The sequence below is a fragment of the Shewanella hanedai genome (genome assembly GCF_007197645.1).
Lineage (GTDB): Bacteria > Pseudomonadota > Gammaproteobacteria > Enterobacterales > Shewanellaceae > Shewanella > Shewanella hanedai.
Genome location: NZ_VKGK01000013.1, coordinates 117,101 through 127,067, shown reverse-complemented (window position 1 = coordinate 127,067; position 9,967 = coordinate 117,101). Strand labels below are relative to the sequence as shown.

At 41.2% G+C, this 9,967-nt stretch carries 11 protein-coding genes, 1 pseudogene and 1 riboswitch; of the genes and pseudogenes, 2 read left to right on the top strand and 10 right to left on the bottom strand.

Features of this window, described 5'->3' with window-relative positions:
* Positions 1 to 186, top strand: a pseudogene (locus tag FN961_RS12415) (IS4 family transposase); the annotation flags it as partial.
* Positions 187 to 261: 75 nt separating this feature from the next.
* On the opposite strand, the gene FN961_RS12410 reads toward FN961_RS12415, so the two are convergent.
* From FN961_RS12410 to hinT, 8 genes are all read right to left on the bottom strand, one after another.
* Positions 262 to 852, bottom strand: a complete 591-nt coding sequence (locus tag FN961_RS12410; RefSeq protein ID WP_144040490.1) for an HvfX family Cu-binding RiPP maturation protein — start codon at positions 850 to 852, stop codon at positions 262 to 264.
* Positions 853 to 1,014: 162 nt separating this feature from the next.
* Complete coding sequence (locus tag FN961_RS12405; RefSeq protein ID WP_144040489.1) at positions 1,015 to 2,043, bottom strand: phosphotransferase; 1,029 nt, start codon at positions 2,041 to 2,043, stop codon at positions 1,015 to 1,017.
* 44 nt (positions 2,044 to 2,087) lie between these two features.
* Entirely contained in the window at positions 2,088 to 2,726 is a 639-nt protein-coding gene (gene pnuC, locus FN961_RS12400) for a nicotinamide riboside transporter PnuC (protein WP_144040488.1), read from the bottom strand.
* 106 nt (positions 2,727 to 2,832) lie between these two features.
* Entirely contained in the window at positions 2,833 to 3,093 is a 261-nt protein-coding gene (locus FN961_RS12395) for a hypothetical protein (protein ID WP_144040487.1), read from the bottom strand.
* A 91-nt stretch (positions 3,094 to 3,184) separates the two neighbouring features.
* Entirely contained in the window at positions 3,185 to 5,341 is a 2,157-nt protein-coding gene (locus FN961_RS12390; RefSeq protein WP_144040486.1) for a TonB-dependent receptor, read from the bottom strand.
* Between the two features lie 76 nt (positions 5,342 to 5,417).
* Positions 5,418 to 5,529, bottom strand: a riboswitch (TPP riboswitch).
* A gap of 112 nt (positions 5,530 to 5,641) precedes the next feature.
* On the bottom strand, positions 5,642 to 6,031 hold the full coding sequence (locus tag FN961_RS12385; RefSeq protein ID WP_144040485.1) for a YcfL family putative periplasmic lipoprotein: 390 nt from the start codon (positions 6,029 to 6,031) through the stop codon (positions 5,642 to 5,644).
* Between the two features lie 59 nt (positions 6,032 to 6,090).
* Positions 6,091 to 7,095: a PaaI family thioesterase gene (locus FN961_RS12380; RefSeq protein WP_144040484.1), complete on the bottom strand. Its 1,005-nt coding sequence runs from the start codon at positions 7,093 to 7,095 to the stop codon at positions 6,091 to 6,093.
* A gap of 13 nt (positions 7,096 to 7,108) precedes the next feature.
* Positions 7,109 to 7,468, bottom strand: coding sequence for a purine nucleoside phosphoramidase (gene hinT / locus FN961_RS12375; protein WP_144040483.1), 360 nt, complete (start codon positions 7,466 to 7,468; stop codon positions 7,109 to 7,111).
* A 333-nt stretch (positions 7,469 to 7,801) separates the two neighbouring features.
* Between hinT and FN961_RS12370 the strand changes: the two genes are divergently transcribed.
* Entirely contained in the window at positions 7,802 to 8,215 is a 414-nt protein-coding gene (locus FN961_RS12370; protein ID WP_144040482.1) for a TetR/AcrR family transcriptional regulator, read from the top strand.
* Between the two features lie 67 nt (positions 8,216 to 8,282).
* On the opposite strand, the gene FN961_RS12365 is transcribed toward FN961_RS12370, so the two are convergent.
* Both FN961_RS12365 and FN961_RS12360 read right to left on the bottom strand, forming a co-directional pair.
* Positions 8,283 to 8,654, bottom strand: coding sequence for a hypothetical protein (locus FN961_RS12365; RefSeq protein WP_144040481.1), 372 nt, complete (start codon positions 8,652 to 8,654; stop codon positions 8,283 to 8,285).
* Between the two features lie 613 nt (positions 8,655 to 9,267).
* The gene (locus FN961_RS12360) at positions 9,268 to 9,900 is read right to left on the bottom strand and encodes a response regulator transcription factor (protein ID WP_144040480.1); all 633 of its coding nucleotides are present in this window, start codon (positions 9,898 to 9,900) and stop codon (positions 9,268 to 9,270) included.
* Positions 9,901 to 9,967: the final 67 nt, after the last annotated feature.

Genomic DNA, 9,967 nt, shown 5'->3' with positions numbered 1-9,967 from the left:
GTCAAAGCAGCCAATAAACATAGGCAATATCAAGCTAACTCAATAAAACACCGCAACGTGCTCTCAAACCAATTCATTGGCTTGAGAGCATATAAAGATAGGAAATTGAAGCTACTGAGGTTGCATTGGCGAACAGCCATTAAAACACTACAAGGCTTAATTCTGGAGCCACAAGCATGCTATTAAATTCGAGGGGATCCCTCAGACTCAGAGTAGATCAACTTCTTATACTGGTTGGTATAATACCGCCTCAAGAAGCGACTATTTTTTAACTGACTTGGCAATATAGTAATCTAGACTGGTGTAGCGTCCTCCACCCATAAACAGCAAAGCGAGCAACATGATCAGATAAGTAATCGCAAACTCAATACCATTATTGAGCACAACAAAAGTACCTGAGCTAGTTAACCACTCATAATTGCCATTTTCTTGTAATAAGGTTTTTGCAGCGCTTAACTTATCACCTGCTGCAAGTACCTGTTCATTGGCAAGCCAAGAGTTAACGTCAGCAATAGCTAACCAGCCATTCTCCCAGTGCACGGCAAACGCAGCAACAAGCATGGTCACCATTAATGGAATAGAGATCAGTCGAGTAGCCAAGCCTAAAATCAATAAACCACCACCAATGAGTTCTGTACCGGCAGCCAGTGAAACCATCAATTCAGGAAAAGGTAAGCCTAAACCCCAATCAGGATTTCCAAACCATGCAGCAGAATCACTGAAGTGAGACAGCTTATTATATCCGGCTTGCATTAGCACTGGCGCAAGGTAGAGCCTGAGTGCTAGAGGCGCAACACCTTCAAAATGTTTAAGTAGGTCTACAAATTTTTGGTACAAATTAACAAATAGCATGATCACTCCTTTTTATCATCATGGTTTGGATATTTGGGTATATAGACCACTAAGAGCAGAACTTTATTTCACTCGTCTAATATTTTATAGCATATAACCTCAAATGCTATACAAACAGTGCGATCCATGTATAGCAAAATGTCTTTGAAATTTAAAGAAAGCTTAGCCTATCGAGGAGAGAAACGATTGAAAATAATTAAGGTATTCTTGATCTTTATGGGGGTTAAGATTCATGTCAGTGACCGAACTATTCTCATCAAGCGCAGGTGAACCACCAGCTGCCATCAATAGAGACCAACACGCAGCAAACACCCAGTAAATATTGATTGCAGCTGATAACGCCGATTTAGCGTTTGAAGTGAGTTTAGGGTGACCTAACAAATAAGCATGGATCAGAGCCTCTTTTTGCTTAGTCGAAAGCCCATGACTCGACAACACAGCAGCAAGGTCAAACAATGGGTGCGATCCACAAGCGTATTCAAAATCAATACAGAAAAGTTGGTTATCTTTATATAACAAATTACGGGGATTAAGATCTCTGTGACTGTATTGACTACCTAAATCACACGCATTTAACTCTTCAATCCATTGGGATATCTCAGTCTCCAATCCCAAAAGTTGATGAAAATGAGCAAACCATTGATCTCTCAAATCTTGGCTCTTCTCAGTCAAACAACCAGCGTGTATATCACGCAGTTGTCCTAGATAACGCTGCCACTGACTAGAAACACTGATGATGTTATCTGGCACCGTTAGCTTCGACAGTCCCAGTAAAAGCACTAATAGCTTTTCTTCAGCATTCGGCCAAACTGATGGACCTTGGATGTGTGGCTGAGTCGATTGTTCGCTGAGTAACTCCCCCCACTGCCAACTTGCTTCCTCCTCAATATACTCACTGAGAAAATAAGCATGATCTGAACTGACATAGCAAAGCGCTGGCGCCAAGCTTTCCTTTGCAGCCAAACGCCAATTTGTCACCTCTGATTGTCGGTCACAAAGTCCATTACTCGCCAATGAATTACTTCTCAGCACCCATTTCTTATCACTATCATGGATCAGGTAATTCTGATTACTCAAGCCATGAGACAGCACTGAGAGCTCAGAGTCAGGAGACAATGTAATCCCAAGTCGCTTAAGATCATCAATAACAACAAGCGGTAATGTTGTGAGTAATTGTTCTGCCAGATTCATAAATTCATCAACTCAAACACCAGTCGTTTTAACTGTACACATGATCAACTCACCGTAGACAAGGTTTCATTTCGCATACTTGAGCGCCACAGGAAATAGCCCCAAATAGCCATTCCGACATAGAGGATAAAAAGTAACGAGGTTAACATTAGCCCTTTCTGTACATAGAGGTATATCGAAGCCAAATCGATAACGACCCAGTAAAGCCAATTCTCAAGCACTTTTTTCGCGACTAAATAGGTCGTCATCACAGCATAACAGGTCGTCGCGGCATCCAAATATGGGTAAGAGGCATGAGTGTGATTAGCCATAACGTAGCCAACCAGTAAAGAAACAATACCAGTACCGACGATGAGCTGAACATGACGACTGACACCCCATGAAATAACGCCCCCATTATGTTCACGCTGGCCTTTAGACCACTGCTGAAAACCGTATACCGCCATCGCCATATAGTAAATATTAAGTACTGACTCCATTAATAATGACACCTTCCAAAAAAGTGCCGTGTAGATAGCCGTACTTGCAAAAGCCGCAAACCAACACCAAATACTACCTTTCATCGCCAGCAATAAATAGGCAGCAGCAAGGATCACTGCAATCCCTTCCCAGGCAGTTAATGCATTTGCTTCCGACAAAGCTCTGGTAAAAGTATTTAATAATTCTGACCAAAAGTCTGTCATGAATGTCTCACTCGATTGATATACGTTTAAAGGCTCACACTGTATTCCCAGATATGAGCCTTGTATTATCTAGCCTTCATAGAATGAAGATTGATCTTTTATCACACTATTCAGTATGTGAAAGGTTCAGCTCACCACCGATGAATTTACACACAAAAACGGCTTTGCCCCATTTCTCGTGGGCGGCTTCCATCTCTGTTGCTAACATATCCATCACTTCGCGATACTCGCCACAGACCTGTGTCGCCATGGCATTCGTTTTTCGCTCTATGTTCTCATAACTGTCCACTCGCCCTATAAACCAACGGATCGGATCTAGATAGTTATCTTGCAGTGGGTAGCAACTAATTTCGGCTGTTAATTTCATTTTATGACCTCAGGCCGCCACGAAGCGGCCAATAATAAATGAGTGAAAATTCACGTGTATCAAATCCAATTTAACAATAGATTGATCTTATCTAGATAAACTTAAGACTAAACGTCATGCCTAACTGACGAGGATCGCCATAGCGGATATATTGTTTATCTGCCCAATCTTGATCTGGCTCATTACCAAAATAGAATCCACGGGTGCCATATTGCTCATCGAATAAGTTACGCCCCCATAAATACGCTGACCAAACCTCAGTTTCATAACCGACTCTGGCATTGAAGATGGTGTAAGCTTCCGATGTAGACTCATTGCTGTCTGAATAGTAAAAGTCACTCTTCCCACTGCCTGTTAAGTTTGCAAACCAGCCTGAATCTGTACGGTATGTCGCACCGGCACTGTAAGTAAACTTAGGAGAGTGCGCCAGCTCACGGCCACTTAAATCGACTGTACCGCCATACTTATCTTGATATGCATAATCACCATAAGCAGTTTCTAACCAACCAAAACTGGCATATAACTTTAGATTGTCAGTCGCATACCAATTGCCATCAAGTTCAGCACCATAGTTATGTGAACTACCTGCATTTTCAGTGAAAAGGATGAAATTCCCCTCTTGACCAGGCACTGTAGATTGTTGTGAAGCTGCAACCTGTTGATCGCGTCTATCCATATAAAACAAAGAAAAGTTCGTATTAGCATCACCATCGAGCCAAAGAGACTTCAAACCAATTTCGTAGTTATACAAGGTCTCAGTATCATACTCTTTCTTGTCGGCTAGCTCTTCTGACAAAGACATATTGAAACCACCGGCTTTATAACCTTTTGCCACCCGAATATAGGCATCATGGTCATGGCTCAACATTTTACTCAATGCAATATGTCCACCCCACATGGTTTCATTTGGCTCAAATTTGTCACCGTCTGAGTCTTTATAATCGCTACTACGACGCTCAACTCTCAGACCAAAAGACAGCGAATAATTGTTACCCAAATCAGAATCTAGTTGTCCAAATGCCGCATAATTATCCGCACTATACTCAGCAGACAATTGACTATAGGAATCTTGCGTCTCATTATCTTCGTCAAGCTGCATACCATAAAGCCCTAACAGCCAATCCGTACTGCCGTTGAAGATACGTCCCGCATCAGTGGAACTAAATCTAAACTCCTGACTGATTGTTTTACGCTCACCTTCTTTATCCCAATTGTATTCATATTCACATGGCTCTCCTCCACAATCTAGCCCTCCCCAATAATCAGGGTTAGCCCAATCACCATCATAATTATGGTGAGTCTTTGAATTTGCATAGGAGCTAAGAGAAACTAACTCAAACTTGTCAGCTCCCGTATAGGTGAATTTGAGAGAACTGCCAGAGGTGCGCTGCTGATCAACACCTGGGTCATCGGTTAAGGTATTTGAACCGTTATTATCCAGTGTCCAAGCATCATAACCATTGTCATAGTTGGCATGTAGAAAGGTTAAGTCGACTTCTAAGTCGTCAGTAACATACCAGCGTAATTTGGCTCGTCCCGTAAACTCATCACGAGCATTAGTATCGTCACGTCCAAGATAAAGGTTGTCCTGATAGCCATTTTGGTTGTGTTGCTGTAATGAAACACGGTAAAGCAGTTTTCCAGAATCCGTTAACGGTCCTGAACTAAAACCACTAAAAGTCGTCAGGGCATCATCGCCGACAGATACTTCAGCACCATGCTCAAACACATCAGTTGGGTCGTTACTCTTAAGATAGATAAGGCCGGCAAGTGCATTAGCACCATACCGAGTGCCTTGTGGTCCACGGAGTACTTCCACTTGCTGCAGATCATACATGCTAGATACCATGCCTAAACCTGACATGTCGATGTCATCGATAATGTAACCAACAGATGAATTAGGGGCGCCTTGATATTCCTCCTGTTCGCCCACACCACGGATTTGGAAATACTTAGGTCTTGAGCTTCCACCAGACCAATTGAAGTTGGCAATGGAGTTTAGAATATCTCCGAAGTGCTGCGCACCTTCATCTTCAATTTGTTGCTGATCAATAATGGTGACACTTGAAGGCATCTTTTCCAGAGCCATTCCACGAAAATCAGAAGTAACAACAATCACTTCCATCTCATCATTTACACCATCGAGTGATGAGTCAGCAGCAAACGCATAACAACTGCTCAATGCAGTTGATACAGCAAGCGCAACAGGTGAAACTTTTTTTAAAATAGACAGTTTTGAAACAGACATCAGGACCCCAAATTATTATTTTGAGATCCGGCAATTGAAAAAGCGAGAAAGGATATTGAGTTTGATCAGGTACACATAATCAAATTAGGCCCATTCCTACGCCGGTATAAGCCGGATCAGGTTCTAAGGGTTCGTCAAATGACATCTCAGATACTACATCCTATGCAGTATCACCCCTTGGCGCAGGGGATTATACATGATTAATACCAATTCATAACAAACTTCTGTCATCATCGAGTCAAAAAAAACGCCAACTTATCGTTAGCGTTTTTTTCAAGCTTAAGTTTCAGGCTAATATAACTAGTTGGAAAATGCCTTCCTCACATACAAGTCATACCTGACGGCACTCGCATTTGGAGAGAGGCCTGAGACTTGAATCTGCTGTTTACCAAAAAGTTTCAGTGGTTCCCAAGCAACGCCGCCGTTATCGATGACGTAGCCATTAATATCATACCAAGTGAACTTATATTGCAGATGAAGATCGGTTGCAACCTTGCTGATGATCAAACCTGAACCCTGTAAAAATCCGCCCTGTTGACGTGACTTAAGCTGCTCTACGCTAACCTCACTGCCAAATGAGCGATTATCGAATCTCACTTCTCCAGTAGAGCTGGCCATTACGCCCGCAGTGTGTGGCGCACACCCGCTGACAAACAAGGCTAGAATGGATGCTAAAATAAATTTTTTCATTGGCTTATCTTCCTTAAAAGTAACGTTTCCATGCCGACCTAACAGAGTTACAGCATAAATTAATCGATTAAAAAATGCGCTCTCGCCGTTGCTATCAGCTTTTTCCGGTTCGTTTGCCAACAGTTAATACTTACGTTCGCAACGCGACGACCTTGGCGAGTGATCTTACACTCAGCGAACGAGTCCTTATGGTAACCCGCTCTTAAATAATCAATGGAAAAATCGACCACCTTAGGCACTTTGGTGGTGTGCATAAATACCATAAGCTGCACAATCGCTGACATCTCCATAAACCCCGCAATCACACCACCATGAATGGCGGGCAGTATTGGATTGCCTATGTTGTCATTTTTCGCCGGCAACTTAAAGACCAACTCATCGCCAAAACGTTCAACGGCCATCCCTATAAAATTGGTATAGGGAACCTGCGCGAGTAGATGACTAAAGTCATTCAGCTCTGTTGCTTGCTTTACAATCTCTTTGACATCGATTTGAGATGACGTTGATATAATGGGTTCTGGAACACTATTTTCAACCTTTTCTTTATCAGGAGCAGCAAAGTGAGTTGCAGGACCTTTTCCCAGTAAAATTTGCGGAAATTCATCGCCAATCATTTCTGGGCTTATTCGCATAAAAGAGCCAACAGCATGAGCAATAGGATCGTCAATAGAATCTTGGTAAGCGATACCGCGTGTAAACGCGATACTCGACGATATTCTGTAGCATTCGGCAAAACCATACACTGGCTTATTCGGATCTGCTGGCTTCATGTAATCAACACGAAGATCCAATGTTGGCGAGATTTCTAATGCCTGATATTTTTCAAAAATAGAACAGACAACAGCACTGCCACTCGCAGTATCCATTAAGGTGGTTATCACCCCACCATGTATCACACCAGTATCTGGATAACCAATTAACTCATGGGCATAAGGCAGTTCAATCAAAACATGATGCTCACTGGCTTCATGAACCCTCAAGTTTAAACGACGACACTGAGCAAGCTGATCGACAAAACGTGTGGCGATCTCTGTTAATGGGAAAAATTCGGGACTCACCTTCATATCGCCATGCTCACTATCTCTTTTCGGCTGCTATCATGCGACCTAATGGCCTGCCACCCACTAAATGCATATGAATGTGGTAAACCTCCTGCCCGCCATGTTTATTGCAGTTCATGATTAAACGATATCCATCTTCAGCAATCCCTTCCTCTTGTGCTAATTTCGCAGCAACAGTCATCATACGACCTAGGGCTTTCTCATCCGAAGCTTTAATATCATTCACCGTGGGAATAAGATGATTTGGAACAATCAAAATATGGCTTGGCGCCTGAGCACTAATATCACGAAATGCTGTCACTAATTCATCTTGAAATAAGATATCAGCAGGGATCTCGCGACGTATAATCTTGCTAAAAATGGTTTCTTCGGCCACTTGCCTGTCCTCTTCGATATGGAATCTTAGGAGTATACCTGTAATTGCCATTATTGGGAGCATTCACCCACACTTGTTAGTAAAGAATTTAAAAAGATCACCAAGCCGATTATTATAATCGTCCTATACCATTCCCCCATAAACAGCTCATCCCCAAACAACTCCACCGAAACAAAATAAAAACATAGATTTCACAAACAATCCAAAAACTTAAACAAAAAGTGCCAAATCAGCGAACAACATCAATAATTACACAATTGTATACACATTAACATTGACAAGAGAATCTAAGAATATAGAATATTAGATCCTTTGATTACTTGAGATAGAGATATGCTGACGGGTAAAGAAACTGCATTATTAAACGCCGCCACTGATTTGATAAAAGAACACGGCATGATTGCTTTGAATATGTCTGATGTACACAAGAAAGCAGGCTATTCAAGGGCCGCTCAATACCAATCTTTTAGTGATAAGAATTCACTGCTTGCTGCATTATGTATGAGAGAGTTGGTTCAGAACACCACAGCAGTCAAAGAGCAAAAGTATACTGAAATAACAGGAGAGTTTACGGTAGTCCTAAGGCCTGTTGTCTACAATTATCTAAAACTTGCAGATAGGCTAATGATTGACTCTGCATTTAACCATATGCTTTCAGCCGTTCAGTCACTTCCTGATGTTGAGCAGTTTTCATTCTTGAAGCAAGGCTTTAACTTCCTCAATGAAGAGCGCCTTAAAGAAGCTTAAACTTTTGTTTCCTATTTATTGAGTCTTTTACTTTCTGACAAAAAGACTCGATAAACTTCCGCAATAACTAAGTCTTAATTAAGTAAACGACACCATCTTTCTCATAAACATTACTGACGTTATTCCCTTCGCCTAATACAATCACTTGTTGCCCTTTATCCGTTACAGCTTCACCTGCAGCATTAAGCACAACTGCAATTCCCATGGCCGTTAACATTGGTGAATGGAAGGCGCGGTAGTGATGATGATGCTTAGGCACGATAATAATTGGAGTGATAACCGGACTCCGCACAATACGCTTAGGTGCCACCCGTTGACATTTCACCCCACCAGCACGCTCACAACCCACAGTAGCAGCACTCAACCCTGTCGACATCATTACACTTACTGCAAAGATGAAAGCGGTAAGACAAGTAACCTGAACGTTTATTTTAATCATATTAGCCTCAAATGGTAAAACAGAAGTAGAGCAAAACAACAATGGGATTATACACATGCATAGCCAAAGTATCAACATGCCTACTCAGGCGTGTAAATAACGAATGTGTATGCTCACTATTCAATATTCCATTTAAGCTGAAAAAGATGTAGATGTGCCAGGATAGGATAAAGTCAACAAATGAACTAACTCTCATTTCAAAGAGAACAGAACCTATAAAAGTTAAATGCGAAACTCTGTTATTTGGATGAACATGAATGATTCACCGAGTATTTTATTGATAAGTAAAATTTGTCAATTTCCAGTACTGATACATTTCTTAGTTTAACAATACCAATACTCCGCTATCTGCATGCTTATAAAATAATCGCATCATCAAAGCTAAAATTAATGTCATATGGAAACTTGTTATCGTTACGTTAATAATATCAACAGGCATATAAAAAGAAGGGCGGAAGGCTGAAATAATTCAACTTAACAAGTCTAATAGATAAGAGGTTTTCCGCATATAACTAAAAGTATTAAGTGCTATTTTGATGTATTACCTCTATTAAAAATCAATATTTAATAGAGGTAATAATTAACTCAAATCAATGAGAAAAGGTAGGAGTATTTAATGTTGAACTTCATGTAAGTGGGTCTGTGCCCAAGCAATTGCCTGCCCTCGACTTGAAACGCCTATTTTTCTAAAAGCACGATATAGATGAGTTTTAATTGTACTTTCACTCACAAATAATTGATTTGCTATATCAACATTTGTGCTGCCACTTAACAGTGCTTGCAATACTTCACGCTCCCTTATAGTCAGGCTTTCGCTGCCCTCTAGTTGAGATGGATCATCCTGTTTTTTCTGTAACAATTCTGCTGGAATAACAGTTTGACCTCTTAAAATATTACCCAATCCATGACCGATAACCTCAAGCGTCGAATTGCAGTAAAATACACCCGCGGTCACCGTAGGATGAATAAGAAATCGGGCATCTATTTGTCGTGGAAAGTGCAGAAACACGACTCTAGCAGACAACCTTTTCTCAACAAACCTTTGTATTTGATAAGCTTTTTGAATATCCACAGTAGCGAGATCTATTATAATCAAAGAAAACGCACCTGCAGCCACTTCAATCTCAGCTTTTTCAGGGGGGATTTTAAGCAGTTTAACCAAAAATTCTTGAGGCCAACGCGTGTCAAGGAGATCAGCAAGAAGATTTGAACGAGAAATGACTACCCAGTTTATGACTTTGAACATACTGCTGACTCCATGTCTACAAAATTAATGCATATTGACTGCCCAAACAGGCACAGACATACAAGTT

What these genes read in the sequence shown, in the direction of transcription:
- FN961_RS12410 (WP_144040490.1), bottom strand. Translation starts at nt 852, where the DNA reads ATGCTATTTGTTAATTTGTACCAAAAATTTGTAGACCTACTTAAACAT.
- FN961_RS12405 (WP_144040489.1), bottom strand. Translation starts at nt 2,043, where the DNA reads ATGAATCTGGCAGAACAATTACTCACAACATTACCGCTTGTTGTTATT.
- pnuC (WP_144040488.1), bottom strand. Translation starts at nt 2,726, where the DNA reads ATGACAGACTTTTGGTCAGAATTATTAAATACTTTTACCAGAGCTTTG.
- FN961_RS12395 (WP_144040487.1), bottom strand. Translation starts at nt 3,093, where the DNA reads ATGAAATTAACAGCCGAAATTAGTTGCTACCCACTGCAAGATAACTAT.
- FN961_RS12390 (WP_144040486.1), bottom strand. Translation starts at nt 5,341, where the DNA reads ATGTCTGTTTCAAAACTGTCTATTTTAAAAAAAGTTTCACCTGTTGCG.
- FN961_RS12385 (WP_144040485.1), bottom strand. Translation starts at nt 6,031, where the DNA reads ATGAAAAAATTTATTTTAGCATCCATTCTAGCCTTGTTTGTCAGCGGG.
- FN961_RS12380 (WP_144040484.1), bottom strand. Translation starts at nt 7,095, where the DNA reads ATGAAGGTGAGTCCCGAATTTTTCCCATTAACAGAGATCGCCACACGT.
- FN961_RS12370 (WP_144040482.1), top strand. Translation starts at nt 7,802, where the DNA reads ATGCTGACGGGTAAAGAAACTGCATTATTAAACGCCGCCACTGATTTG.
- FN961_RS12365 (WP_144040481.1), bottom strand. Translation starts at nt 8,654, where the DNA reads ATGATTAAAATAAACGTTCAGGTTACTTGTCTTACCGCTTTCATCTTT.
- FN961_RS12360 (WP_144040480.1), bottom strand. Translation starts at nt 9,900, where the DNA reads ATGTTCAAAGTCATAAACTGGGTAGTCATTTCTCGTTCAAATCTTCTT.